The organism is Nonomuraea sp. NPDC049419 (genome assembly GCF_040676995.1).
Lineage (GTDB): Bacteria > Actinomycetota > Actinomycetes > Streptosporangiales > Streptosporangiaceae > Nonomuraea > Nonomuraea salmonea.
Map to the genome: position 1 here is coordinate 16,872 of NZ_JBFAQB010000030.1, position 25,926 is coordinate 42,797.

Genomic DNA, 25,926 nt, shown 5'->3' on the forward strand with positions numbered 1-25,926 from the left:
TGGGAGGAGTTCCATGGACGGTAAGGCCAGCTTTCCTCTCGGACCATCATCACTGACGGAAGCGCTCTACGAGTCGGTCCGCAAGCGCATCGTCAACGGCGACATCGCCCCGGGGGAGAAGCTCACCGAGATCCGGATCGCCAACGAGTACAGCGTCGCACGCCCCACCGCAAAGGCCTGCCTCGAACGGCTGACCGCGCTCGGGCTGCTGCGCCGTACCACGCACAAGACCGCCGTCGTCCCCAAGCTGGACGAGGCGGAGATCCGTGACCTCTACTTCAGCCGCGAGACCGTCGAACGGGCGGCGGTCGTGGCGCTGGCCCGCGCCGGCACGGTGCCGCCCGAGGCGGTGCGCGCCCAGGCGGCGATGAGGGCGGCGGCCGGCGACGCGGCCCAGCACGGCTCCGACCAGGGATCCCATGCCGGGGCGTTCGCCACTCAGGTCGAGGCCGACATCGCCTTCCACTCCGCGCTGGTGGCCGCCGTCGGCAGCCGCCGCCTGGCGCGGATGCACGAGGTCATCCTCGGCGAGGTGCACCTGACCATGGGCCAGTTCCAGGCCCACCGCACCACGGACCCGATGAACGTGGCGCACGAGCACGACGACATCCTCAAGGCCATCGGCGACGGCGATCCCGAGCGGGCGCAGCAGTGCCTGGCCCACCATCTCGACCAGGCCCAGGGGCGGCTGCTCGGCCAGCTGCGCCGCGAACGATCGGAAGAGGCCCACACGTGACCAGGTGGAGCGTCAACTGTTCCCTCCTCTACACGGATCTGCCGCTGCTGGAGCGGCCCGCCGCGGCGGCGGCCGACGGGTTCACCGCCGTCGAGTTCTGGTGGCCGTGGCCGGTGGCGGTGCCGGACGACCGTGAGGTGGACGCGTTCGTCGCCGCGGTCGAGAACGCGGGCGTGCGGCTCACCGGGCTCAACTTCTTCGCCGGCGACATGCCGGGCGGTGACCGCGGCGTCGTGTCGTGGCCGGGCCGCTCGCGCGAGCTGCTCGACAACATCCCCGTGGTCGCCGCGATCGGCGAGCGGCTCGGCTGCCGCGCGTTCAACGCCCTCTACGGCAACCGGATCGACGGCGCCGGCGCCGCCGAGCAGGACGAGCTGGCCGCCGAGCTGCTGACCGCCTGCGCCAGGGGCGTCTCGGGCACGGTGCTGCTTGAGCCGGTCAGCGGCGCGCCGCGCTACCCGCTGCTGACGGCCGCCGACGCCGTGGCCGTGCTCGACCGGCTGGCCGACGTGCCCAACCTCGGGCTGCTCGCCGACTTCTACCACCTGGCCGTCAACGGCGACGACGTGGCCGCCGTCATCGACCGGCACGCCGCGCGCATCGCCCACGTGCAGATCGCCGACGCCCCTGGCCGCGGTGCGCCCGGCTCGGGTGAGCTGCCGCTGCGGCAGTGGATCGACGACGTGTACGCCGCCGGATATGACGGATATATCGGCCTGGAATACCGCGCGGAAGGGCCCGGCGCCTTCGCCTGGCTGCCCCGCGAGCAACGCGCCGCCGACCCGGCCCCCGGCACGCGGCCATGAACGCGACCCCGCACACGGCCCGCGACGCCACCCTGAACGCGACCCGCGACGCCGTACCTGACACGGAAGGATCTTTCACGTGAGCGCCATCGCCTTCATCGGCCTCGGCATCATGGGCTCGCCCATGGCCGTCCACCTGGTCAAGGCCGGGCATGCCGTGGCCGGGTACAACCGGTCGCCGGACAAGGCGAAGCCGCTGGCGGAGGCCGGCGGGCGGGTGGCCGGGTCGGTCGCCGACGCCGTGACGGGCGCCGAGGTCGTCGCGCTCATGGTGCCCGACTCGCCCGACGTCCAGGACGTGCTGACCGGCGACGACGGCGTGTTCGCGCACGCCGCCCCCGGCACGCTGATCATCGACTTCTCCTCCATCCGCCCCGACGTCACCCGCGAGCTGGCCGAGGAGGCGGACCGCAGGGGCCTGCGCTACCTCGACGCCCCCGTCTCCGGCGGCGAGGCCGGCGCCAGGAACGCCGCCCTGTCGATCATGGTCGGCGGCGCGGCCGCCGACTTCGAGGCCGCGCGGCCGATCTTCGAGGCGGTCGGCAAGACCGTCGTCCACGTCGGGCCGAGCGGCTCCGGCCAGACGGTCAAGGCCGCCAACCAGCTCATCGTGGCGGCCAACATCGAGGCGCTGGCCGAGGCCGTGGTGTTCCTGCGGGCGTACGGGGTGGACCTGGAGGCCGCGATGGACGTGCTCGGCGGCGGCCTGGCCGGCTCCGCCGTACTGACGCAGAAGCGGGCCAACATGACCGGGCACTCCTTCGAACCCGGCTTCCGCATCGCGCTGCACCACAAGGACATGGGCATCGTCACCTCTGCGGCCCGCGAGGCCGGCGTGGTGCTGCCGCTCGGGGCGCTCGTAGCCCAGCTCGTGGCCTCCGCGAACGCGAGCGGCGACGGCGGGCTCGACCACTCGGCGCTGCTGCGCGGCGTGGAGCGCCTCTCCGGCACCGCGTAGCTGAAGCTCCCGGCATGGGGAGCTCCATGGCCGACACCGTAAGCGACAAGGGCGCACGCCTTCTGGCCACTTAGGGGGATTGTGCCCGTAGTCGTGGGCCATGTTCTCTTTGCGATCATGGCCCACGTACGCGGCAGCCGTCACCTTCCTGACCCTGGTTCCGGCGGCCGACCCGCATGGTGGCGGAAGCGTCACCGATGACGTCGGGCAGGTGATCTCTTCGGCGTTCACTTACACCAGCGTCTACCCGGAAGTGGCGCGAGCCGCCGCCGAATCAACGGCAGCGCTCATCGACACCGCACCAGACAGCATCCATGTGGCCCGGTTGATCACATTGCCTGCTCGGAGCAGTCACACCGCTACTAGCTGTTCTTGAAACACATCTGGCACACCTCGGGGATGCAAAAGATCTTGCCAGGGCGGTCCTGCTGGTGGGGGATCCGTATGCTGGGCGGGCTGCCCACCGCGGCCGCAGAGATAGCCGACCGTGCGGGGCTTGAGCGGTCCATCCTATCCCCGAGGGGTGCCGTCTCCCGCAGAAGGGACGGCGGCGGGAAGCCGCATCAGCCAGGGCAGAACGGCTTCAAGCTCTTGATCGAATCGTGTATGTCTCGATCAGCAGTGACGGCGCGGGAAAGCAGCCGGTGCCCGCGCTGCTGCGGAAGGCGCTCACGCAGGCGCACGCCGACGGCAGCCCATGACCGACTGACAAGGCCCGCGGGGCGCGGCCGAGGAGCGGGCTCGTCGGTCATGACCATGTGCCGTGAGCGGCTGGCACCCCTTCCCAAGTGGATGGCACTCAAGCTCGATGCCTCACGTCACCCGCCTGACAGGCTCGGAATGCGGGCGCTTCAGCGCCTTGATCCGCGGCTGTCGGCCGCTCTCTTTCACGTGCACGCAACTCGACGTTGTCGCCGGAGGTTTCATGGAAGTCGGTCTGTTCTATGCCCATCAGCTGCCGGACACCTCCCCGGCCGACGGGTTCGACTGGGATATGCAGGTGGTTCGATGGGCCGAGGAGTACGGGCTGAATGAGGCCTGGTTCTCCGAGCACTTCACCGAGGGCTACGAGCGCTGGTCCTCTCCCGAGCTGCACATCGCCGCGGCCGCCCAGCAGACCTCCCGGCTCAAGCTCGGCACCGCCGCCAACCTGCTGCCCTACCACAACCCCATCGCGCTGGCCTACCGGCTCATGGCCCTGGACCACATCACCCGCGGCCGGCTGATGGTCGGCTTCGGCGCCGGCGCCTACCCCACCGACGCCCAGCTGTTCGGCACCGAACTGCCCGCCCAGAACCACGCGATGCTGGAAGAGGCTCAGGACCTCATCCGCCGCATCTGGGCTAACACCGGCGAGCCGCTCACCCTCACCGGCAAGTACTACAACCTCGACATCCCGCCCCTGGACAACCCGCTGCTGCTGGGCAACCACTGGCGCCCCTACCAGGACGGCGGCCCTCGCATCGCCTGCGCCGGGTTCTCCCCCCGCTCCTCCTCCATCCGCCAGGGCGGCGCCCGCGGCGACATCCCGCTCAGCATCGCCATGACCGACGAATACCTGGCCGGGCACTGGGAGGTGTACGCCGAGGGCGCCCGCAGCGCTGGCCGCACCCCCGACCGCACCGACTGGCGGGTGGTCCGGGACGTCATCGTCGCCGACACCGACGAAGAGGCCTTCGCCCTGGCCACCTCCACCCCGCTGCGCCGCCAGCAGGAGGAATGGGTCATCCCGCACAACATCCGCGCCATGGGACTCCCCGACGGCATCAAGCCGGAAGACGTCACCGTCGACCTCCTGGCCCAGTACATGTGGATCGTCGGCTCGGTCGACACTGTCGTCGAACGGCTGGCCACCGAGTACGAACGCTGCGGCGGGTGGGGCACCCTGCTGGTCTACAACTACGACTTCCACAGCCAGCCCGACGCCTTCCGCCGCCACCTGCAGCTCCTCGGCACGGAAGTCGCCCCCCGGCTCACCGAACGCGTCAAGCACCTCAACCCCACCACCTGAACAGCCTTCGGGCATCAGCAGCCGTCGCTCGGGACGGCTCACGAGAAGGCCGCGGCCGGCCCCTGCTGGATCGTTCGGGCAGGGACCTGCCGCCAGGCCGGTTTCACCGCAGCAGCGATGCGGGCAGCGGACCGTCGTGTGGTCTCGTGCCGCCTGCTCCGACCCCCCAGCTGTGCACCCCTGGACACGTCCGGCCGGCCCTCAACGACGAGGTCGCCGAACCGCCGGAGTCCTGAACGAAAGGAACGACGCCGATGACGGTCACCCTGGACAAGAGGGTCGAGGACTTCGTCGCGAAGCCCCGGCAGCTCTTCATCGACGGCCGGTGGGTGGACGCCGCCTCCGGCAAGACCTTCACCACCCCCGACCCGGCCACCGGCGAGACACTGGCCCGCATCGCCGAGGCCGACGCCGAGGACGTCGAACGCGCGGTGAAGGCCGCCCGGCGAGCCTTCGAAGGCCCGTGGTCGCGACTGACTCCGTCCGAGCGTGGCAGGATGATCTGGCGGATCGGTGACCTCATCCTGGAGCACCTTGAGGAGCTCGCCCAGCTGGAGTCGCTGGACAACGGCAAGCCGCTGGCCGTGGCCAGGTTCGCCGACGTGCCACTGGCCGCCGACCTGTTCCACTACATGGCGGGCTGGGCCACCAAGATCGAGGGCAACACGATCTCGATCTCCGCACCGACCGCGCCCGGCGCCGCGTTCCACGCCTACACGCTCCGGGAGCCGGTCGGCGTGGTCGCCCAGATCATCCCGTGGAACTTCCCGCTGCTGATGGCGGCCTGGAAGCTCGGTCCCGCGCTGGCGACCGGCAACACGGTGATCCTCAAGCCGGCCGAGCAGACGCCGCTGTCGGCGTTGCGGCTGGCCGAGCTGATCGCCGAGGCGGGCATCCCGGATGGCGTGGTCAACGTGCTGCCCGGCTACGAGGAGACGGCCGGGGCCGCGCTCGCCGCGCACCCCGGCGTGGACAAGGTGGCCTTCACCGGCTCCACCGAGGTCGGCAAGCTCATCGTGCGGGCCGCGGCCGGCAACCTGAAGAAGGTGACCCTGGAGCTCGGTGGCAAGAGTCCCAACATCGTCTTCGACGACGCCGACCCGGCGCTCGCCATCGAGGGCGCGGCCAACGCGATCTTCTTCAACCACGGCCAGTGCTGCGTGGCGGGCTCGCGCCTGTTCGTCCATCAGAGCAGGTTCGACGAGGTGATCGAGGGCGTGGCCGGCATCGCCCGCAGCATCAAGCTCGGCCGGGGCCTGGAGCCGGACACCCAGATGGGGCCGCTGGTCTCCGACGAGCAGCTGCGCCGGGTGACCGGCTTGCTCGACTCCGGCCGGGACGAGGGCGCGCGAGCGGTGGCCGGCGGTGCGCGGCATGGCGAGCGAGGCTACTTCGTCGAGCCCACCGTGCTCACCGACATCCGCCCCGACATGAGGGTCGTCCGCGAGGAGATCTTCGGCCCGGTCGTGGTGGCCTCGCCATTCTCCGACCTGGACGAGATCGCCGCCCAGGCCAACGACACCCCGTACGGGCTGGGCGCCGGCATCTGGACGCGCGACATCTCCAAGGCGCACGCGCTCGCGAGCAAGATCCGGGCGGGTACGGTGTGGATCAACTGCTACAACGTCTTCGACGCCGCTCTGCCGTTCGGCGGCTACAAGCAGTCCGGCTGGGGCCGGGAGATGGGTCACGAGGCGCTGGAGGCCTACACCGAGGTCAAGTCGGTCTGCACCCAGCTCCAGTGACTGTGGGTCATCGAGCAGGTTGAAGGGCGGGCGCCCGGCGCCCGCCCTTACCCATGCCGGCGACGGCCACGACCCAACGCCCGCGTGAGCGCCCCGCCCGTGAGTGCGATGCCGGCGGTGGCGGCCGGCAGTCCCCGCTCGCTGGCCAGCATCAAGGGCACCATGGCCTCGGCGGCGTAGAAGGCAAGGCGCCGGTGGTCAGCCCGAGCAGCGCCACGACGGCGGGCAGGCCGGCCGTCGCCCTCAAGGTGGCCCTGGGTAACAGGCGGGGCAGTGCCGCGGCGAGCACGATCAGTCCTTCGGAACGAGCGGCCCGGCACCGCTGCCGTACTGCGTCAGGACCGCACCGACGGCGGTCAGCGCGGCCCAACCGGCCTCGCGATGCAGGCCTGGGGCGGCGATGACCTGCCCGCCGGAGACAGGGTGGCCGGCCAGGCCGCGCAGCAGAGCCAGTGCCGCCACGGTGATCAGCGCCGGCACGGACAGGAACACCCATCGCCAGCCGACCGTGTCCACGATGACGCCGGCGATGATCGGGCCGGCCAGCGAGGGCAGCACTCAGGCGGTGGCGAGCGAGGAGAAGATCCTCGGGCGGTGCTCCTCCGGATACACCTTGGCCACCACGACGTACACGGCCACGCCGACCAGGGCGCCGCCGAAGCCCCGCACCACCCGGCCCGCAATCAGCACCTCCATCGAGGTCGCCGGAGCCCCGCGAGGAGCAGGCCCGTGACGAAGCCGGTCGTCCCGGCCCACAAGGGCGCCTGCGGCCCGCGATCTTTCGCATCGCCTTGGTGCCGAGTGGGGAGCGCCGTCCAGGAACCGCAGCGCGGCTGTCGCTGCACGAGCATCGCATGGCGCGCCGGTTCAATCCGTGCCGCTGCCGCGCAGGGAGTATCACGGCATCGGCCAGAGCGGCACGTCCGGTGCGGTGAGCCCGGGTGACGCCTTCCTCGCACTACCCCGATTGGAGAGGCGTGGACGACACGACTTCGCACAGCGCGCCATCGCTCGAGAGACAGCAGGACGGCCGCGAGCACCTGCAAGGCCATCTCGGCACCGGTGGCCTGATCTTCACCGCCCTCGCCTTCAACGCCCCGCTGACCGTCATGGCGGCGACCGTCCCCATCGTCATCAACGGCGGCATCGGAGCCGGCACGCCCGTAGTCTACTTAACGATCATGGCGCTGGTTCTCGTCTTCGCCGTGGGCCTGGTGGCCATGGCCCGATACATGGAGAAACCGGGCGCCTTCTACACCTACATCATCGCGGGACTGGGCCGCACCGTCGGGCTCGGCGGCGGCTTCCTCGCCATCCTGACCTACCTGGGGCTCGGCGCCTCGACCTACGTGGTCGCCGGTTTCTCCGAGCAGAGCCTCCTGCACAACAACCTGGGCGGTCCCAACATCCCGTGGTGGGTGATCGTGCTCGTCCAGTGGGCCGTGATCAGCTGGTTGAGCCTGCGTAACATCGACATCTCGGTACGCGTCCTCGGCGTCGCCCTGGCGGTCGAAGTCCTCATCGTCGCCGTCTGGAGCCTCGCCGTCGTGGTCAACGGCGGCCCGGAAGGCCGGTCGCTCGACCTGGACGGGCAACTGGCGACCGGCTCCCTCGGCTTCGCCCTGCTGATGGGGCTGTCCTGCCTGGGCGGGTTCGAGTCCATCCAGGTGTACCGCGACGAGACCCGCAACCCGGTGAAGACCATCCCGCGCGCGACGTACCTGACGGTCGTCTTTCTGGCCGGGTTCTACGGCATCGGCTCGTACGTCTACCTCATCGCCCACGGGACCGGCCCCGCGATGGCCACCGCGGCGGACCCCACCAACGCGTTCATGGCGAGCATCGCCGCCTACACCGGCACGTTCATGCAGCAGCTCGGCTACGTGCTGACGTGGTCCAGTGCAGCCGCCGCCCTGCTCGCCATCCACAACATCGCGGCGCGCTACGTCTTCGCCCTCGCGCGGGACGGGGTGTTCCCCCGATGGCTGGCCCGGGTGCACCCGCGGTACAAGTCCCCGTCCACCGCTGCCGTGGCGGTGTCCGTCACGCTCCTGGTGGTCGCCCTGGCTCCCGCGACGTTCCAGCTGGACCCCGTCGTCGGCTACACCATGCAGTACGGCCTGGCGAGCTGGTGCATGGTGGCGCTGTTCGCGGGAACGGCACTGGCCACCGTGGTGTTCTTCGCCCGCAACAGGCACCTGCACGTATCGGTCTGGAAGCGTCTCGTCGCCCCGGTCGTCGCGCTGTGCGGGATGTCGGTCGTGCTCTACCTGGCCACGGTGCAGCGTGAAGCCCTGTTCGGGTCGGCGGAGCTCGGGGCGCTCGGTATCGGTTTCCTCATCCTGGTGGCCCTGGGCGGCGCCCTGTACGCCCGCTGGCTCAAGGCCAGGCGTCCCGAGGTGTACGAGCGGATCGGGGACCAGGAGGAGAACGGCGCCCTCGTCCCGCTCGAACACCCTCCGGCGATCGAGGAGGACGAGGACTTCACCCCGCAGGTGACCGCGAGACCCGAGGACGTCCCCGGCACCTGAGCCGGGTGTCATCAGGGGCGCACGGTCACCGGGACCGAGGCGGGTCCGCGCAGGTTGATCCGGCCGTTCCACCGGCGAGCTGGTCCGGATGCCGCAGCAGGGCGACGGTGCCGCCGGAGAGCAGGTTCACGGTGGTCTCGTGGCCGGCGATGTAGAGCAGCAGGACCTGCGCGACGAGCTCGTCCTCGCTGAGCATGTCACCGCCCTCCTCCGCGTGGATGAGCGCGGTGAGCAGGTCGTCCGCGGGCTCCAGCGCCCGGACCCGACCGAGGCGCCGGAGCGTAGCAACGCCGAGACGTCGTCATGGCCGGAGGCCACCCAGAAACCGAACGGGTTCGCGTGCACGGGCGCGGTCTCGCGCAGCCGCGCGTACTGCGGACAGGGATCGTCGGTGAACCCTTCAGCGAACGGGTCGAACAACGGATCTTCGGAGTTCCCTGCGGTGGTGAGCGGTTCACCGGTCATCGTGGCGTCCTCTCTGATCCCGGGTGTGGCCGTTGCGTGGGTCATGGTTCGGCGAGTTCGAGGAGCGCGGCGCGGGTCATCACGAGCTCCTCCTGGGTGACGTAGGCGACGTCGAACGCGAGCGCGGCGGCGAGGCCCTCGGCGGCGAAGCGGACGGCGTGGGTCCGGGCGGCGGGCAGCCCGTCCTTGAGGAAGGCGGCCCGCCACCATTCGGCGTCCGCGCGCAGCAGCTCGGCGACCTCAGGGACCTCCTCGATGCCGGCCCAGTGCGTGGAGGGGGCGAAGGTCCGGATCGCGTCTTCGCTGCCCCCGCACAGGGCGCGGACATAGCCGCGAAGGAGCTTGCCGGCGCGGTTCTCGGAGATGTCGGTGTGTTCCATCACCTCGTCGCGGAAGCGGGCGATGGCGTGGTCGACCACCGCGACAAGGAGCGCTTCGCGGTTGGAGAAGTGGTAGAGCAGGCCGCTTTTGGAGACTTCGGCGACGGTGGCGACGTCGGCGAGGCTGAACCGCATCCCGCGTTCCTGCAGGAGTTGTCCGGTGGCGGCGATGATCGCCTGGCGGGTGCGTTCGCGGTCGCGGCTCGTGGGCCGCTTAGTGGTGGCCGTCATGCTGGGGCTCCTTTTCTCTGATCGAGGGAATCAAGCGCCATGCGACGCCGGAGGCGACGAGCAGGAGCGCGGCGGCGATGAGGGAGGTGACCTGCATGCTGCCGGTGAAGGCGTGCCGCGCGGACTCCATGATCGCAGCCAGCTTGCCACCTGCCTGCTCGGCGATCGCGGCACCGGTGGCGAGCGAGTCGTGGAAGGCGCCGCGCACGTCCTCCGGCAGCCCGCCGGGCAGATCGAGGTGGGCCCGGTAGAGGGCGTTCTGCAGCGATCCGAGCACCGCGATGCCGAGTGCCACGCCCAGTTCGTAGGCGGTCTCCGACACCGACGAGGCGGCTCCCGCCCGCTCCTTGGGGACGGCGCCGACGACGGCGTCCGTGGACAGCGTCATGCTCAGGCCCGCGCCGAGCCCGCAGATGGACAGTGCGAGGCACAGCAGCCAGTAACCGGGAGCGGCCTCGGCGACCGCCAGCAGCGCGAGCCCGGACCCGGAGACGATCATCGAGATCGCGATCGCGCGGCCGCGGCCCAGATAGGTGAGGACGGTGCTGGCGATGGCGATGACGAGCATCGAGGCGATGGTCGCCGGCAGCTCCACCAGGCCCGCCTGGAGCGGGCCGAGACCGCGTACGAGCTGGAGGTACTGCGAGAAGAAGAACAGCAGACCGATGAAGGCGAAGACCGCGATCGTCTCCGCCGCGACCGCGCCCGCGAACGCGGGGACACGGAACAGCGAGATGTCCACCAGCGGATGCTCGAGCCGGCGCTGGCGGCGTACGAACAGCGCGCCCGCCCCCAGACCGAGCACGGCGCTCACCGCCACGAACCAGTCCAGGCCGTGGCCGGCGACGTGCTTGATCGCGTACACGATCGGGACGATGGCCAGGACCGACAGCACCGCGGAGGCCACGTCGATCCTCTTGCCGGCGGGGTGCTTCGACTCCCTTAGCAGCGTGATCCCGCACACCACGACGAGCAGCATCACCGGCACGTTGATGAGGAACACCGATCCCCACCAGAAGTTCGCCAGCAGCGCTCCGCCCACCAGCGGGCCCACGGCGGCGCCTCCGGTCGCGCCGGCCGCCCATACCGCGATCGCGCTCGCCCGCTGTTTCGGATCCTCGAAAATGTTGCGCAGGATCGACAGCGTCGACGGCATGATCGTCGCCCCGAACAGGCCCAGCAGCGCCCGCGCGAGGATCAGCATCTCCGCGTTCGGCGCGAACGCGGCGACCACCGACGTGAGCCCAAAACCGACCGAACCGATCAGCAGCAGCTTCTTGCGTCCGATCCGGTCGGCGAGGTTGCCCATCGTCACCAGCAGTCCGGCGATCATGAACGAATAGATGTCGCCTGTCCACAACACCTCCGTCGAGGTGAGCATGAGGTCGGCCGTCATCGCCGGGATCGCCAGGACGAGCACGGTGCCGTCCACTGCCAGCAGCACGACGGCGAGCGTGAGCACGACCAGGGAAAGCCATTCGCGCCGTCCGGCGCGTGTTCGAGTGATGATCGTCGCCATGACATCTACTGTACCTCTTGAACGGTACAACAGACCAATTGGTCAGTTAGGAGGGTGTGGCTGTGCACGGATGCCGATCGTCGCAGGTGGGATCGCCGCTACCGGGACCGTGTGAGGGGCAGGCGCCCTTCCGCCAGAGCCGTCGTGGCCGCCACGATCTGGACGAGCGAGCGCTCGTCGGCCAGGTCGTCGGGGCGGGCGAGCCGCTGCAGGATCAGCCCGTCGAGCCCGGCGAAGAAGAAGCGGGCCACCTCCTCGACCGGATGGGCCAAGGTCAGGCCCGCGTATGCCGCGGCCTCCCGGAACGCGTCCTCGAAGACGGCGTCGAGCCGCCGCTGATACGCGGCGATGGTGGGGCGCAACGACGGGGAGCGAAGCCCCATGACGAACAGCTCGGCGATCAACTGGTGGACGTGGGGCTGTTCGACGACGGTACGCCACAGCCGCTGGGCGAACGCGCCGAGGATGGCGTGGAAGTCCGGGCCCGCCGGTATGTCGATGGCCCTGACCTGCTCGGCGATGTCGGCGGTCAGTTGCTCGATGACCGCTCGGTACAGCTGGTCCTTGGCGCCGTAGACGTAGTGCACCGTCGCCTGCGCGATGCCGAGTTCGGCGGCGATCGCCCGCGTGCTGGCGGCGGCCACGCCCTCCCGGCGCATAACTGCGATGGCGGCGCGGATGAGCTGTGGTCGGCGCTCGGCGGCGCTCACGTGTGCCACGGTCTGATCGTAGAGGACCGCAGACCCCCGACGGCAGAAGTTGTTCAAGTGACATTGTCAGGTGAACAAATCGCGTCTACGGTGGGGCCACAACGACCGGTCAGCCCTGGCTCGCTGACCCGTGACGACCCGGAGCACCGCGTGAAGAGCATTCGATCCGCTGCCCGTCCCGCTCGGTTCACGCCGTACCCAACGGCCGCGCAGCCCGCCGCGCCGGAGGTCTCGCCGTGATGGCGGAGACCGCGGGGCGCCTGCACATGGACGGGCCGATCACCCCCGAGTGCGTGCGAGCGTGGAACAACGCCTACGTGTCCAGCCGCATGGCCGATTCGGTGTGGTTCCCGGAGCAGCTCACGTCGTTTCGCGGCCGGTTCCGGCGGCGCACGCTGCAGGACCTCGTTCTGGTCGACGTCGAAGCCGACCCCTTCGGCACCCGCTACGCGAGTGACTCGCCGGTGACGCAGTACATCGGCGTGTCGGTGAACACACGCAGGTTCACCGAGCGGGTGGTGTTCGGCGACCACCGTGAGTACGTGCTGTCGGCACCGGTCGAGGTCTGGGACGCCACGACGCTGGTGGAGTCCGAGATTCTCGACCCGATGTCGCAGACCGTGGTGCTCGTGCCGAAACCGGCGCTGCACATGGCGAAGAGCAACTCCCTGATTCTGGACGAGGCGGTGCTCGAGGAGGACCATGCCTCGCTGCGCCTCCTGCGCGGGGTGCTCCTCACCATCGCGGCCGAAGCGGACCGGCTCAGCCCCACGGCCATCGGTGTGGCGCGCAACATCGTCGTCGAACTCCTGCTCAGCGTGGTGCAGGAGCATCGCCGGCCATCGGGAGCGGCAGTCAGCGAAGGCATGCGCCTGTCCGTGAGCCGGTGGATCGACGACCATCTCCATCTCGGCCAGGTTCTGCCGGCCCAGGCCGCCGAGCAGCACGGAATCTCGGTGCGCTCGCTGCACCGTCTGTTCGCCGACTCGGGCGAGAGCTTCGGCTCCCTGGTGCGCCGGCGCCGGCTGGAGCGGGCCTGCCGCGACCTGCTGCACACCGACGACATGGTCCAGACCATCGCCATGCGCTGGGGTTACGCCGATGCGAGCCACTTCATCAACGACTTCAAACGGGTGTACGGCAGCACACCGGCCACCTACCGCAAAGGGCTGCGGAAGGCGCCCTGACCGCGACCGCGGGGCGTGACGCAGGCGGTCGATCGGCTGGCGCGCTGGCCCAATGAGCGTCCTGCGCCGGTGCGGCACCGTGGTGAGGTCTGGACCGGCCGTACAGGAGGCAGTCGATGGAGCCACGGTGGAGCAGTTCGAAGGCGTTGTGGGAGCGCGCGTGCCGAAGCATCGGCGGTGGCGTGGCCTCCAGCGTGCGTGGCGGGGTGTATCCGCACCAGTTGTATTTCGAGTCCGGCAAGGGCGCCCACCTGGTCGACATCGACGGTGACCGCTACATCGACTACGTGCTGGGCTGGGGCCCCTTGCTGCTGGGGCACGGCCACCCGGCGATCCTGGAAGCCGCGCACGCCCAGCTGGACCGGGGCATCATGTTCGGCGGCGGGAACATGCACGAGGTCGTCGCCGCGGAGCGTTTCCTGAGCGCCCTCGGATGGGCTGAACGCCTGCTGTGGACGAACACCGGCACGGAGGCCGTCCAGATCGCCCTGCGCCTGGCGCGTGCGCACACGGGACGGGACATCGTCGTCAAGCTCGGCGGCGGATACCACGGATGGCACGACACCGTGCTGGCCAGCTACATGGGTTACGGCAAGGGGGGAGAGCCTGTTCCGCACTCCCTGGGACAGCCCGCCTCCTCACTGGCCGACCTGCGTGTCGGCCTCTACAACGACCTGGACAACTGCGCGGCGGCCTTCGAGGCCGAGCCCGGGCGGATCGCCGCCGTTCTGGTCGATCCGACCTCGTCGAACACCGGCAGCGTCGCCCCCGAGCCCGGCTACCTGGAGGGCCTGCGGCGGCTGTGCGACGAACACGGCGCGTTGCTGATCTTCGACGAGGTGGTCTCCGGGCTGCGACTCGGCCTGTCCAGCGCCGCCGGCCGCTTCGGTGTCACCCCGGATCTCGCGACGTACGGGAAGGCCATCGGCAGCGGCATGGCGGTGGCCGCGGTGGCCGGCCGGGGCGAGGTGATCGACCTCGTACTACAAGGTGCGGTGCATTCGGGCACGTTCAACGGTAACCCGCTGGCGATGACCGTCCTGACCGCCACTCTCGACGTGCTGTCCCGGCCAGGGGTGTACGACCACATCGACGCGCTGGGGCAGGCCCTGGTCAAGGGGGTGCGCATGGCGGCGATCGAGGCCGGGCACGTGGTGGCCGCGCACCATCTCGGGGCCACGGCGATGGTCGCTCCGGGAGTGCTCCGGCTCACCGGCCCGGATGACTACGCCGAAGCCGACTGGGAGCACTGGGGCAAGCACGTCGTCCCGGCCATGCTCGAGTACGGCGTCTATCTGCTGCCGGGAGGGCGGTTGTTCCTGTCCACCCAGCACACCCTGGCGGATGTGGACGCGACGACGGAAGCGTTCGCGGACGTCTTCGACTCGCTGCCGGCGCCTCGGGTCAGGGAGAACGGCGACAGCTGACCTGCTTGGAAGGGCAGCGGCTCGCGGATTCAGCCGGAACCGCGAGCCGCTGCCCTGACGGCCTCCACCAGAGCCGTGGCTTCGGTGTCCTTGAGCAGGAAGCCTGCCACGCCCGCCCGCCGTGCCCGGGACGCGTCCTCATCGGTGGCGAACGTGGTCAGGATCAGCACGGCGCAGAGCCTGGTCAGTCGCCCGGCGGCGGAGATGCCGTCGAGCCGCGGCATCCGCACGTCCATCAACACCACGTCGGGTCGCAACTCCCGGGCCATGGTGACCGCCTGTTCACCGTCGCCGGCCTCACCTACGACCTTGATGTCGTCGGTCCCGTTGAGGATCATCATGATCGCGCCCCTGACGTCGGCCTGGTCGTCGGCGATGAGCACCCGGATGGCGGTCATCCATCGGCCTCCGTCCTCGTGTCGTGGCCGCGCGTTCCCGTCCACCGGATGTCGGGCAGCAGGGCCCGCAGTGAGCGGCCCTTGAACGCGCCGTACCAGACGCCGGACCCGTAGGCCAGGTCGTCGAGGCGGCGGGCGACGGCGAAGCGGAACGGGTCGAGGTGGGCCTTGGTGCGGCGGAGATCGACGACCGTGTCGAAGAGGGCGGCGACGGCCACGGCACGGCGCACGCGGCGGGAGAACAGGCAGCCGATCGCGGCCAGCGGCCACCAGTGGCGCAGCAGCAGGGCCTTGAGCTGCCAGGTCGCCGCCAGGGCGCGGTCGAAGGTGAGGATGGCGCCGAGCCGGACGGGGTGCTCGGTGTTGCGGACCTTGCGCGACAGGCGCAGGGTGGCGGCGGCGAAGATGAGCGCGGCGGCCGGCAGCGACCAGCGGCGCTGCAGGAGCAGAGCCGCGGCGAAGGCGGCGCTCCAGGGGGTGACGAGGGCCGGGGCCACATCACGGCCGTGCCGCTGGGCGAGCAGGTCGGCTCCGGTGCCGTAGAAGGCCTTGCGCCTGAGCCAGTCGGGGATGGCGGTGCGGTGTTCGTGATAGACGGTGGCGGCCGGCTCGTAGCGGACCCGGTGGCCTTCGCCGGCCAGCCGCCAGGCGAGGTCGACGTCCTCGCCGACGCGCATGCCGGCGCTGAAGCCGGATCCGAGGGCGTCCACCTTCGCGAGCAGGCAGGCGCTGGGCACCCAGGAGACGGGCGCGCGAGGGCGGACGATGCCCGGATGCACGCCGAGGTCGAGGGAGGAGCGGGCATCCTCGTAGCGTCCGACCCACCGGTCCCGGCCGGGCAGGCGTAGCCCCAGCACGCGCGGGGCGACCATGGCCACGCGCGGGTCGTTGAAGTGCCGCAGCAGCAGCGGCAGGGCGTCGGGTTCGAGGACCACGTCGTCGTCGGCGAAGGCGACGTAGGGGGTGGTGACCCGTTTCAGCCCTTCGTTACGGGCGGTGGCGGGGCCCGCGTTCCGCTTCAGCGCGACGAGTTCGGCACCATGGCGGGAGACGATGCCGGCGATGGCGGCAGGGGCTTGTGACGCGTCGTCCACCACGATCACGTGGTGCCGGTCTCCGATGCAGGTGAGCAGTCGGTCGAGAGCTTCAGGCCGGTCGCGTACGGGGATCACGACGGTGATGAGCGCCGGGTCGAGGCCGGGCAGGTCGGCCACGACGGGATCGGCCAGGCCGCCTTCGAGCAGTCGGTCGGCCAGCAGGGCGGAGGCGCGGTCACGGACGCGGATGGTACGGCCGTCGAGGTGAGCGGTGGCGGCCTTGGACAGGCGGATCATGCGGGTCGGGGCTCCGCCGACCAGAGTGCGGCCCTGGTCGCGGACTCGCACGTGCCGATTCAGCCGGACGGCGAAGCCGATCGGCAACGGACCGGCGTCGCGGGTGCTGGTCATGGGGCGGTTCCTCTTCCTCTCGCGGCGCTCGGCGCCCGGGGGCGCATCAGGCACCCGTCCGGGCCCACGTGCCCTTCAGTCACCCTGGCCGCCACGTCCTCCGCCATGCGGCCGAACACGCGCTGCCCTTCCTGCGCCGAAGCGGCGGTGGGGTCCCCGAGCACCCCTGAGGGCGACACGCCGGCTATGCCTCTGGCGAGGATGTCCGGCATGAGCTGGGCGAGGGGCGTGAGGTTGCCGGGCCTCGCCCGGGTCAGGTCCACGAGGTGGGGGGCCAGGTGCAGCATGAGCGAGGTCTCGCTGCGTCCCGCGTGCGCGTCGCCGCCGTCGGCGGCGCACGGCGCCCACGCCACCTGGTGGCCTTCGGCTCTCAACTGCGTGACGGCGTCGGCCAAGCCGCGCACGTTGCCACCGTGCCCGTTGACGATTACGGTGCGTTCAGCCCACAACGACACGGACCGGACCAGTTCGACCAGCAGGAACCGCAGGGCCTCCGTGCCGAGCGACATGGTGCCCGGGAAGCCCTGGTGCTCGCCGCTGGCGCCATAGACGAGGGCGGGCGCGACCACGACCGGAGCGGCCAGGCGAGCCGAGGCGGCCCGCGTGACCGCGACGGCGATCGTGGTGTCGGTGTGCAGCGGCAGGTGCGGGCCGTGCTGCTCGGTCGATCCGAGGGGGATCAGGACGGTGGGTGATGACGGCAGCGCGGGCCAGGGCAGGTCTGCTGACACCTCAGGTGCCGATCTCCCGGGTGAAGCCGGGCGGGATCACTACGTCGGAGGCGGCCAGGTCGTGGACGGAGGCGTGGCCGAGGCCCAGCAGCGCCGAGTCGATCCCGTTGCGCAGGACGTCGAGCACGTTCTCCACCCCGGCCTGGCCATTGGCGGCCAGCCCCCACAGGTAGGCCCGCCCGATCATGACGGCGCGCGCACCGAGCGCCAGCGCCTTGACCACGTCGCCGCCGCGCCGCACGCCCCCGTCCAGCAGCACTTCGATCTGCGAGCCGACCGACTCGGCGATGGCCGGCAGCAGCCGGATGCTGGCCGGGATGCCGTCCAGGTTGTTGCCCCCGTGGTTGGACACCGAGATCGCGGTGGCTCCGGCGGCCACGGCCCGGCGGGCGTCGTCCAGCCGGCTGATGCCCTTGACCATGAACGGGCCGCCCCACCGCTCCCGCATCCACTCGACGTCCTCCCAGGTGGGAGGCGGCGTCTGCATCCACTTGCCGTACGTGCCGAAGAACGTCGGAGCCGGCTGCCCTGCCGGCACCACGTTGGGCACCGTCAGATCGGGCAGACGACCGGATCGGACGAAGCCGAGCAGCCAGCGTGGCCGGGCCAGGGCCTGCGGCGCCAGCTTGACCATGGCCTTGAGGTCCAGCCGGTCGGGAATCCACGGGCTGCCCCAGTCGCGGCCGTGGGAGAACGTCCAGTCCAGCGTCACGATCAGGCCCTTGACGCCGGCGGCGCGGGCGCGCTCCATCTCCGCCGTCATGGACTCCTTGGTGCCCATCCAGTACATCTGGAAGAACGTCTGCGGGTTGGCCGCGACGACCTCCTCGACCGGCTTGCTGGCGAAGTTGCTCAGCCCCATGACCGTGCCGCGGGCCGCGGCCGCCCGCGCGACGGCCACCTCGGCGTCCGGATGCACGGCCTGCACGCCGGTCGGTGAGATGAGCACCGGCAGGGACACCGGCTGGCCCATCACGGTGGTGGACAGGTCACGCTTGGCGGGCAGGTCCGCGACATGGGGCGCGAAGCCGAGTTCGGCGAACGCGCCCATGTTGTCGCGGTAGGTCACGCCCTTCTCCGAGCCGGCCAGCAAGGCCGCGTACACCGACCTGGGCAGGCGGCGCCGGGCCCGGCGTTGCGCCGCGGCCACCGTCTCGAACCAAGCGGGCATCACAGACCTCTTTCCGGGGATACGGCCAGTCCGGCCAGCGGGCTCTCCGCGCAGGCGCGCACCGGCGGAGCGGCGGGGCGCGGGCCGATCCGCACCGGGACGCGGCGGGAGTGATCCTGGCTGGGCCGGGGCACCGTCCGCCCGGCCGCGGCCAGGGCGTCGGCCGCGTGGCCTTGCACGCATTCGGGGTCGGGGCCGTCCAGCGGCAGGCCGGTGAAGAACTTGGCCGCCATGCACCCGCCCCGGCAGGAGTCGAAGAAGGCACACCCCGTACAGGCGCCGCCGGTCTGCGGCGAACGCAGCTCCGCGAACAGCTCCGACTCACGCCACACCCGGGCGAAACCTCCCGAACACAGCAGGTTGCCCGCGCGGAAGCGGTCGTGGATCGCGAACGGGCAGGCGTACACGTCGCCGATCGGATCGATCAGGCACACCACCCGGCCCGCACCGCACAGGTTCAGCCCCGGCAGTGACTCGCCGTAGCCGGCCAGATGGAAGAACGAGTCGCCGGTCAGCACGTCCTCACCCGATCGCAGCAGCCATTCGTACAGGTCGCGCTGCTGTTCGGCCGTCGGGTGCAGATCGTCCCACACGTCCGCGCCGCGCCCGGAGGGACGCAACCGGGTGAGCCGGAGCGTCGCTCCGTGAGCGTCCGCGATCGCCTTGACGTCATCGAGCTGGCCCGCGTTCTCACGGGTGACGACCACCGACAGCTTCGCGTTCTCGAATCCGGCGGCGGCCAGGTTGTCCAGCGCGCGCATCGCCGTCGCGTACGAACCGGGGCCGCGCACCCGATCGTTCACCTCGGCCGTGGCGCCGTCCAGGGACACCTGCACGTCGACGTAGTCGGTGGCCGCCAGGCGCCGGGCCCGCTCGGGCGTCAGGCGCACCCCGTTGGTCGAGAACTTCACCCCGACCCGGCGGCTCACCGCGTAGTCCAGCAAGTGCCAGAAGTCCGGCCGGACCGTCGGCTCCCCGCCGCCGATGTTGACGTAGAAGACCTGCATCGCCTGCAGCTCGTCGATCACCGCTTCACACTGCCGCGTGCTCAGCTCGCGAGGATCGCGCCGTCCGGACGAGGAAAGGCAGTGCACGCACGACAGGTTGCAGGCGTAGGTCAGCTCCCAGGTCAGGCAGATCGGGGCGGCGAGGCCGTGTTCGAACCGCTTGACGAGGCCTCCGCCGGCCGTACCGGCACGGCCTCCGGCCGGTTGTGCGGCCTGCGGCGTGAGCGCCGCTCCCGGCGTACGCCGTCTGATCATGTCGGCGTCGGCCAGGGCGCTCAGCGCGGAGGAGTAGGCGGGCCACTGCTCCGGGGACACCCCCGCCAGGACCAGTGCGGCACGAGCGTCGGGCTGGCCGGCGAGCGCGCGGACGACGGAGACCAGCTCCGGGCGTTTGATGAAGGACAGACGCCGGTTGCCGAAGTGGTAGGCCAGCGCGCCGAAGGGTTCCGGCCGCAATGCCACATTGGGAGAAAGCTCCCATGCGTCATTCAGCAAGCTTGTCATCGCGTGTTCCGATCTTAACTAGTAGACGCCGCACATGCCATCGATCGACACGTCTTCGAGCAGCATGTCCTCGGTGAGCACTTCGGGCTCCTGAGCGCTCTGGTCAGGCTGGCCGTTCGCGATGGTCGAGTCGTTCATGACTCCTCCTCCGTTGTGCTTCAGGTGGTGGGGTTGAGGTGTTCGACGCGTTCGGCGAGCGCCACGAGCAGCGACAACGTCGAGGCGTGCGCAAGGGGACGACGGCCGGGGGTGTGCCTCGTGGTGACGGCCACGAGGCACCGTCACACCGACCCTGTCATTTCGGCCGCCCGAGGCATTGAGCCCGAGTGCCACCCGCTTGCACCGAACTGCCAGCACAGGCGTGCCGGCCGGCCGCCCTCGCCGGTCAGCCGGCGGAGAGGCCGCCGTCGACGGGGAACACCCCGCCGGTGCAGTAGGAGGAGAGGTCGGAGGCGAGGAACACCACGAGCTTCGACACCTCCTCCGGCTCCGCGACGCGGCTGATCGGCTGGGACCACAACCAGGTGTCGAAGTCGAAGTACTCGTTCGTGGCGAAGTGCTCCTTCTCGTGCTCCAGCATCGCCGTGTTCACCGCTGACGGGGCGATGGCGTTGACGCGGATGTTCTCCTTGGCGTAGGTGATGGCCATCGATCGGGTCAGTCCCAGCACGGCGGCCTTGCTCGCCTGGTACGCGGCGTACCCCCAGCTGCCCTTGAGGGCCTGGACCGAGGAGGTGTTCACGATCACACCACCGCCTGTGGCCTTCATCGCGGGAATCGCCGTGCGGCAACCCCGCAGGATGCCGGCCGCGTTGGTCTCCATGATCAACGCCCACTCCTCGTCGGAGCACTCCTCCACCGCCGAGACCTCGCAGACGCCGGCGTTGTTGACCAGGATGTCGAGCGAGCCCTTGTCGTCGACGAGCTCCGTGACGACCTCGTTCCACGCTGCGCTGTCCCGCACGTCCAACCGTGCGTAGCCGGCGCCGTGACCCTTGTCCCGGAGCTCCTGCGCCAATTCCTTGCCCTGGTCGTCCAGGATGTCGGTGAGGAGCACGTACGCTCCCTCTTCCGCGAGGTGGCTCGCGTGAGACGCGCCCTGTCCGCGGGCGGCTCCCGTGACGATGGCGACCTTGCCTTCAAGCAGCATGGCGTTGACCTCCTATTTCAGTCCGATTCAGATCGGATGTGGCGGTTCATGCGAGGCGGAAGACGACGACCTTGCGCACCGTCTCCAGCGTCGTCCAGCGGCAGGTGTCTCCAGGAGCGAGCACGCCGGCGTCTCCGGGCCCGAACTCGAGGACCCGTCCGTCGGGAAAGTCCACGCGCGAGCGTCCGCTGACGATGACGAACGACTCGTTGCCCTGGACGTCGTCGAGGACGCCGGGCGTCATCTCCCACACCGCGCCGACCTCGCTCCCGTCCTCCCGCTCCCAGAGCATGGAGACCGTGACCTCCGCTCCCGGTGTCAAGCGCTCGGGGGCGACCGGGTACGGGTCCATACGCACGCCGGTCGGCTGGAATCTCGCACTCACCATGACGGCACTCCCATGTTGTCGGCTGATGGAGGTGGGGCCCCTCTAGGAGCCCGCCACCAGGTGGGACAGTCGGGGGGCCACTTCTGAGCCGAGAAGCTCGAGGCTGCGCCGATAGGTGTCCGGCTCCCGGCCGCGGCCGGGAGCGCCCATGAGCAGCGTGCCGAAGCCGCCCACCTCGGCATGAAGCGCCTCGATCTTCTTGGCGACCGTCTCCGGCGAGCCGATCAGGAAGAAGTTGTCCACGAGCCACTCCAGGCAGAGATCGTGCTCGGGCACGTCGGCTCCCGCCAGGAGGGAGCCCAGTCCGAGGTCCTTGAACAGGGGGAGGTTGACCTTGGACCAGACCTCGCCCAGGGGGCCGCTCAGCACCTGCTCGCGGGCTTTCTCGTCGGTGTCCGCGAGCCAGATGTCCCTGGTGACGCGCCAGCTCGATCGGCGTGGAGTGTGCCCGGCGGCCTCGGCCGCCTCGGCGTAGGTCTCCCAGTGCCGGATGAGCGTCTGGCTCGACACCTCCTGGCTGACCGGGCTGTGGCCTCGCCTGCCGGCCTCGGCGAGAGTCGGCGACTTCGGCTGCATGCCCGTCATCAGGATCTCGGGATGCGGCCTCTGGAGAGGTTTGAGATGCGGACCGTTCACGCTGGACGAGAACTCGGGCATGTCGGCGGTCCAGTACCGCCCGTCGATACGCCACGGTCCGGGCTGGGTGAAGATCGCCTGGATGATGTCGAGGCCCTCGGCGAGCATGCGCGCGTTCTCCACGCCTGTCCCGAAGAGCTGCGCGTCCGTCGGGAAGGCACCCGGCGCGACGCCCGCGACGTATCGTCCACCGGTCAGGTGATCAAGCCAGATCATCCTGTGCGCCAGTGCCACCGGGTTGTGGTAGGGAACGAGATGTCCGAGGGCTCCGAGCCGGACGCGAGTCGTCTGCTGCGATGCCGCGGCGATCATCAGCTCAGGGGCGGGACCCGGCTCGTGGCCGAGGGTGTGGTGCTCGGCGAAGAAGACTTCGTCGAGGCCGTACTGATCGGCCCATGAGGCGACTTGCAGGTCCCAGGCGATGACGTCGGAAACGCTGTCCGTACCGGCCGCATAATCCAACGCGTACGGGACGCACAAGACCGCGAACCTCACTCTTACCCTCCATAGATCGACGGAAAAGGCCTTTCACCAATGCGCGACTTCAAGACCGGCACGACCGTCGGCACTCCCGCCCTGCACGTGCCGCAGACCACGGAAACCGCTCGCGAAGAAGACCATGGGATCGTCCGCGTGCGACTCCACATGGAGCTGGACGATGTCCAGGACGACGATTTCGTGGTCCCCTGCCTCGTGCGACTCACGAACCGCGCATTCGAACCAGGCCTGGGTGCCGTCCACCACGACGGCCCCGGACGCCAGCCGCGTGACCTCCAGACCCGCGAACCGATCGGCCTCCTTCGAGGCGAGCCGCCGCGCGTGGGCCTGCTGCGCCCGGCTCAGCACGCTCACCCCCACCACGCCTGCCTCCCGCAGCCGCGGCCAGGTCGTCGACGACAACTGGATGCACACGCTGAGCAGCGGCGGATCGAGCGACACCGGCATGAACGCCGAGACGGCCATGCCCACGCGCTCCTGCCCGTGCATCGCGCAAACCGCGACCACGCCCGTGGGAAACTTCCCGAACGCCGTCCTGAGAAGACGCCCGTCCAGGGGGGCCTGAGCGTAGCCGTTCGCCATGTGGTGACTCCTCAGCCGTACGATGCAGACGTTTGTCTTCGTCCCAGGGTCCTCCGAACGGCTCGGCGGGCATTGAGCCTGAGCGCCGTCAGGGTGTGTGCGAGTGCCAGCCCGCTGGTCAGGCCGCGGCGACGTCGAAATTCTTGTTCGCCATCTCACTGCCGTTGTCAATGGCCTTGCCCATGAAGGACCCGAGCACCGGCGTGTGGATGAGGCGCAGCCAAAGGCTGCGGTAGAGGTGTTCCTTGCGGTCGTGGGGAGTGAAGAGTGTGCGCAGCTCCAGAGCGCCCTTCTGCTCGTGCAGGACGAATGGCCGCATGCGCTCCTCCCACCTCACGAGCGCTTCCGCCCTATCCCCCCGGTGACGGTCCAGCATGGTGCCGAGCAGTTCGCCCCCGGCGATGGCTGTGGAGGCGCCCATCCCCGAGTAGAGGGACAGGCACCACGCGGCGTCGCCCACCAGGACGATCCGGCCTCGATGCCAGCGTGGCATCTTGACCTGATTCACCGAGTCGAACAGGAATTCCTTGGCTTCTCCGAACGCGACCAGCAGGTGCTCCAGCAGAGCCCCCGGTGGCTCAGGGCCGAAGGCCGCCCGAATGGACTCGACCGGCGGCCGGGTGAACTCGCGATCGACATCGGCGGTGCGGTAGGAGAACATCAGGCCCGGTCCACGGTCGCTGAAGGGGAAGGTCCATACCGAACGTCCCGGCTCCGCCAGCACCAGCCCCTCGTTCAGGGAGAAGCCTTCGACTGGCTCGTTCAACGTGGTCGTACCGATCATGTACTTCAGCGGGCGCAGGTATGCAGGGTGCGGGCCGAAGACCAGTTGACGGATGGTGGAGCGGGTCCCGTCGGCGCCGATGACCAGGTCGAACCGATCCGTGGTCGTGGCGCCTGTGGCGGTGTTGCGCAGCGTGACCTCGACGCCCTGGTCGTCCTGAACCAGCTGCGCCGGCACGGTGGAATAGCGGATCTCCACATCGCCGGGCAGTGCGGAGAACAGCCCCCGCTCCACATCGCCGCGCAACAGGGTCCGTGGCCTGCCGGGCAGGTCGGCGAAACCCACGCCTGGGCGACGGCGTCCCGCGCGGTTCACCTCGTACGCGGTGAAGTCCTGGTGGGTGCGATCCCCGATGGCGTCCAGCACGCCCAGGCGCCGCGCGGAAGCGGCGCCGGCGCCGAACATCGCGATGAAATGGCCGCCGGAGCGACGCGCGGGGGCCCTTTCGACAAGAAGCGGTGTCCAGCCGATCTGATGCAACCGCAGGGCGGTGGCGATTCCGGCGATGCCCAGTCCTACGACAAGTGCCCGGCGACGCGCCCGGTTCGACATATGCAGCCTCCTTCGGTGCGATCCCGACGGGCCTGGGCCTCGTATCGGGGCTCACCGTGTTGCCTTCTCATGCGCTAGGTAGGCGTGGACGCACTTCACCCCTTGCCGTTGGAAGACGCCCCCGCCTCCGGAAGAGGCTGCCAGCCGGCGCCCGGTCCGCCATAGGACGAAAGCGTCGCCCAGTTGCACAAGGAGGCCGATGGCCGAAGGCGAACTGTCAGAAGGTGATGAGACCGCGGATGTTCTTGCCGTCCCGCATGTCCTGGTAGCCCTGGTTGATCTCGTCCAGCGAGTACGTCGCGGTGATCATCTCGTCGAGCTTGAGCCTGCCCTCCTGGTAGAGGCGCAGCAGGCGAGGGATGTCGCGGCGGGGATTGGCGTTGCCGAAGATGCAGCCGACGAGCTCCTTGCGCTGCATCGACAGATCGAACAGATTGAGCTTGACGTCCTCCTGGTGGATCGGGGCGACCGCGGTGACGACGCCCCGGCCACCCTTGGTGACCATGTTCATCATCGGCTGGATGAGGTCGCCGGTCGCGACGCCGGTGCACAGGATCGCCTTGTCGGCCATCGCTCCCCAGGTCAGCTCGCCGGCCTTGGCCGTGGCCTCCTCCACGGAGGCCGCCGTGTGGGTGGCGCCGAACTCGGCGGCCTTGTCCCGCTTCCAGCCGACCGGGTCCACGGCCAGCACGTGACGCGCGCCGGCGAGCGCGGCACCCTGCACCGCGCCCATACCGATCCCGCCCAGCCCGATGACGACCACGGTCTCTCCCGCGCGTACGTCGGCCGCGTTGACCGCCGAACCCCAGCCGGTCGTGACGCCGCACCCGACGAGCGCGGCCTTGTCCAGCGGAACCCCGTCATCGATCTTGACGCAGGAACTCTCGGCCACGACCGTGTACGGGGCGAACGTGCCCGCGCAGGCCATGATGCCCAAATCGACGCCGTCCGCCGTGTGGTGCCGGGCCGTCATGTCGGTGACCTGACGCCCGGCCAGCAGGAACGCGCCGAGGTCGCACAGATGCTGCTGGCCGCGCGCACAGGACGGGCATCGGCCGCACGCCGGGATGAAGGACAGCACGACGTGGTCGCCCTCCTTCAAGGTGGACACCCCGGGCCCCACCTCGACGACCTCGCCCGCGCCCTCGTGACCCCCGATGACGGGGAACTGCTTGACGCCCGTCAGCGCCGCGACTTCCGGGCTGAGCACCATGTCACCCGTGAGGATGTGCTCGTCGGAGTGACACAACCCGGAGGCCGCGAGCTTGATCTTCACCTCGCCGGCCTCCGGGTCGTCCAGCTCGATGTCCTCGACGTGCCAGGGCTTGTTCTGTTCCCACACGATCGCTGCCCGAGTCTGCATGCTCTCAC

The 25,926-nt window shown here is 70.0% G+C and carries 26 protein-coding genes; 8 read left to right on the forward strand and 18 right to left on the reverse strand.

Going from position 1 to position 25,926, the window contains the following annotated elements; translation table 11 throughout:
• The first annotated feature begins 13 nt into the window (after positions 1 to 13).
• The 5 genes from AB0K12_RS45025 to AB0K12_RS45045 all read left to right on the forward strand — a co-directional run bounded on the left by AB0K12_RS45025 (position 14) and on the right by AB0K12_RS45045 (position 6,256).
• Positions 14 to 736 carry a GntR family transcriptional regulator gene (locus AB0K12_RS45025; RefSeq protein WP_364574895.1) on the forward strand — a complete coding sequence of 241 codons (723 nt, stop codon included), beginning with the start codon at positions 14 to 16 and terminating at the stop codon, positions 734 to 736.
• Positions 733 to 1,542, forward strand: a complete 810-nt coding sequence (locus tag AB0K12_RS45030; RefSeq protein WP_364574897.1) for a TIM barrel protein — start codon at positions 733 to 735, stop codon at positions 1,540 to 1,542. The genes AB0K12_RS45025 and AB0K12_RS45030 overlap by 4 nt, the downstream gene beginning before the upstream one ends.
• A gap of 79 nt (positions 1,543 to 1,621) precedes the next feature.
• Positions 1,622 to 2,500, forward strand: coding sequence for a 2-hydroxy-3-oxopropionate reductase (locus AB0K12_RS45035; RefSeq protein WP_364574899.1), 879 nt, complete (start codon positions 1,622 to 1,624; stop codon positions 2,498 to 2,500).
• A gap of 925 nt (positions 2,501 to 3,425) precedes the next feature.
• The gene (locus AB0K12_RS45040) at positions 3,426 to 4,511 is read left to right on the forward strand and encodes an LLM class flavin-dependent oxidoreductase (RefSeq protein WP_364574901.1); all 1,086 of its coding nucleotides are present in this window, start codon (positions 3,426 to 3,428) and stop codon (positions 4,509 to 4,511) included.
• A gap of 254 nt (positions 4,512 to 4,765) precedes the next feature.
• Positions 4,766 to 6,256, forward strand: a complete 1,491-nt coding sequence (locus tag AB0K12_RS45045; RefSeq protein ID WP_364574903.1) for an aldehyde dehydrogenase family protein — start codon at positions 4,766 to 4,768, stop codon at positions 6,254 to 6,256.
• 291 nt (positions 6,257 to 6,547) lie between these two features.
• On the opposite strand, the gene AB0K12_RS45050 is transcribed toward AB0K12_RS45045, so the two are convergent.
• A complete protein-coding gene (locus AB0K12_RS45050) occupies positions 6,548 to 6,814 on the reverse strand; it encodes a hypothetical protein (RefSeq protein WP_364574905.1) in 267 nt (88 codons plus the stop codon).
• Positions 6,815 to 6,952, reverse strand: coding sequence for a hypothetical protein (locus AB0K12_RS45055; RefSeq protein WP_364574907.1), 138 nt, complete (start codon positions 6,950 to 6,952; stop codon positions 6,815 to 6,817).
• A 281-nt stretch (positions 6,953 to 7,233) separates the two neighbouring features.
• On the opposite strand from AB0K12_RS45055, the gene AB0K12_RS45060 reads away from it, so the two are divergent.
• A complete protein-coding gene (locus tag AB0K12_RS45060) occupies positions 7,234 to 8,787 on the forward strand; it encodes an APC family permease (protein WP_364574909.1) in 1,554 nt (517 codons plus the stop codon).
• Positions 8,788 to 8,812: 25 nt separating this feature from the next.
• Here AB0K12_RS45060 and AB0K12_RS45065 read toward each other — a convergent pair whose 3' ends face one another.
• The 4 genes from AB0K12_RS45065 to AB0K12_RS45080 all read right to left on the reverse strand — a co-directional run bounded on the left by AB0K12_RS45065 (position 8,813) and on the right by AB0K12_RS45080 (position 12,101).
• A complete protein-coding gene (locus AB0K12_RS45065; RefSeq protein ID WP_364574911.1) occupies positions 8,813 to 8,983 on the reverse strand; it encodes a hypothetical protein in 171 nt (56 codons plus the stop codon).
• Positions 8,984 to 9,293: 310 nt separating this feature from the next.
• On the reverse strand, positions 9,294 to 9,863 hold the full coding sequence (locus AB0K12_RS45070) for a TetR/AcrR family transcriptional regulator (protein WP_185107600.1): 570 nt from the start codon (positions 9,861 to 9,863) through the stop codon (positions 9,294 to 9,296).
• On the reverse strand, positions 9,847 to 11,382 hold the full coding sequence (locus AB0K12_RS45075; RefSeq protein WP_364574914.1) for an MFS transporter: 1,536 nt from the start codon (positions 11,380 to 11,382) through the stop codon (positions 9,847 to 9,849). The genes AB0K12_RS45070 and AB0K12_RS45075 overlap by 17 nt, the downstream gene beginning before the upstream one ends.
• 98 nt (positions 11,383 to 11,480) lie before the next feature.
• Entirely contained in the window at positions 11,481 to 12,101 is a 621-nt protein-coding gene (locus tag AB0K12_RS45080; protein WP_364574916.1) for a TetR family transcriptional regulator, read from the reverse strand.
• A gap of 230 nt (positions 12,102 to 12,331) precedes the next feature.
• Between AB0K12_RS45080 and AB0K12_RS45085 the strand changes: the two genes are divergently transcribed.
• Both AB0K12_RS45085 and AB0K12_RS45090 read left to right on the forward strand, forming a co-directional pair.
• Positions 12,332 to 13,279 carry a helix-turn-helix domain-containing protein gene (locus AB0K12_RS45085; protein WP_364574918.1) on the forward strand — a complete coding sequence of 316 codons (948 nt, stop codon included), beginning with the start codon at positions 12,332 to 12,334 and terminating at the stop codon, positions 13,277 to 13,279.
• 116 nt (positions 13,280 to 13,395) lie between these two features.
• Positions 13,396 to 14,706 carry an aminotransferase class III-fold pyridoxal phosphate-dependent enzyme gene (locus AB0K12_RS45090; protein ID WP_364574920.1) on the forward strand — a complete coding sequence of 437 codons (1,311 nt, stop codon included), beginning with the start codon at positions 13,396 to 13,398 and terminating at the stop codon, positions 14,704 to 14,706.
• 29 nt (positions 14,707 to 14,735) lie between these two features.
• Here AB0K12_RS45090 and AB0K12_RS45095 read toward each other — a convergent pair whose 3' ends face one another.
• From AB0K12_RS45095 to AB0K12_RS45150, 12 genes are all read right to left on the reverse strand, one after another.
• Entirely contained in the window at positions 14,736 to 15,104 is a 369-nt protein-coding gene (locus AB0K12_RS45095) for a response regulator transcription factor (RefSeq protein ID WP_364574922.1), read from the reverse strand.
• Positions 15,101 to 16,552, reverse strand: coding sequence for a mycofactocin biosynthesis glycosyltransferase MftF (gene mftF, locus AB0K12_RS45100; protein ID WP_364574924.1), 1,452 nt, complete (start codon positions 16,550 to 16,552; stop codon positions 15,101 to 15,103). The genes AB0K12_RS45095 and mftF overlap by 4 nt, the downstream gene beginning before the upstream one ends.
• A complete protein-coding gene (mftE, locus tag AB0K12_RS45105; RefSeq protein WP_364574926.1) occupies positions 16,549 to 17,283 on the reverse strand; it encodes a mycofactocin biosynthesis peptidyl-dipeptidase MftE in 735 nt (244 codons plus the stop codon). Before mftE ends, mftF begins: the two co-directional genes overlap by 4 nt.
• 1 nt (position 17,284) lies before the next feature.
• Positions 17,285 to 18,454: a pre-mycofactocin synthase MftD gene (gene mftD / locus AB0K12_RS45110; protein ID WP_364574928.1), complete on the reverse strand. Its 1,170-nt coding sequence runs from the start codon at positions 18,452 to 18,454 to the stop codon at positions 17,285 to 17,287.
• Complete coding sequence (mftC, locus tag AB0K12_RS45115) at positions 18,454 to 19,965, reverse strand: mycofactocin radical SAM maturase (RefSeq protein ID WP_364574930.1); 1,512 nt, start codon at positions 19,963 to 19,965, stop codon at positions 18,454 to 18,456. The genes mftD and mftC overlap by 1 nt, the downstream gene beginning before the upstream one ends.
• An 18-nt stretch (positions 19,966 to 19,983) precedes the next feature.
• Entirely contained in the window at positions 19,984 to 20,103 is a 120-nt protein-coding gene (mftA, locus tag AB0K12_RS45120) for a mycofactocin precursor MftA (protein ID WP_364574932.1), read from the reverse strand.
• A 247-nt stretch (positions 20,104 to 20,350) separates the two neighbouring features.
• Positions 20,351 to 21,115, reverse strand: a complete 765-nt coding sequence (locus AB0K12_RS45125; protein ID WP_364574934.1) for a glucose 1-dehydrogenase — start codon at positions 21,113 to 21,115, stop codon at positions 20,351 to 20,353.
• 46 nt (positions 21,116 to 21,161) lie between these two features.
• The gene (locus AB0K12_RS45130; RefSeq protein WP_364574936.1) at positions 21,162 to 21,503 is read right to left on the reverse strand and encodes a cupin domain-containing protein; all 342 of its coding nucleotides are present in this window, start codon (positions 21,501 to 21,503) and stop codon (positions 21,162 to 21,164) included.
• A 42-nt stretch (positions 21,504 to 21,545) separates the two neighbouring features.
• On the reverse strand, positions 21,546 to 22,634 hold the full coding sequence (locus AB0K12_RS45135; protein WP_364574938.1) for an LLM class flavin-dependent oxidoreductase: 1,089 nt from the start codon (positions 22,632 to 22,634) through the stop codon (positions 21,546 to 21,548).
• 33 nt (positions 22,635 to 22,667) lie between these two features.
• Positions 22,668 to 23,219, reverse strand: coding sequence for a flavin reductase family protein (locus AB0K12_RS45140; RefSeq protein WP_364574940.1), 552 nt, complete (start codon positions 23,217 to 23,219; stop codon positions 22,668 to 22,670).
• Between the two features lie 118 nt (positions 23,220 to 23,337).
• Positions 23,338 to 24,555: an FAD-dependent monooxygenase gene (locus AB0K12_RS45145; protein ID WP_364574942.1), complete on the reverse strand. Its 1,218-nt coding sequence runs from the start codon at positions 24,553 to 24,555 to the stop codon at positions 23,338 to 23,340.
• Between the two features lie 217 nt (positions 24,556 to 24,772).
• Complete coding sequence (locus AB0K12_RS45150) at positions 24,773 to 25,918, reverse strand: NDMA-dependent alcohol dehydrogenase (protein WP_364574944.1); 1,146 nt, start codon at positions 25,916 to 25,918, stop codon at positions 24,773 to 24,775.
• Positions 25,919 to 25,926: the final 8 nt, after the last annotated feature.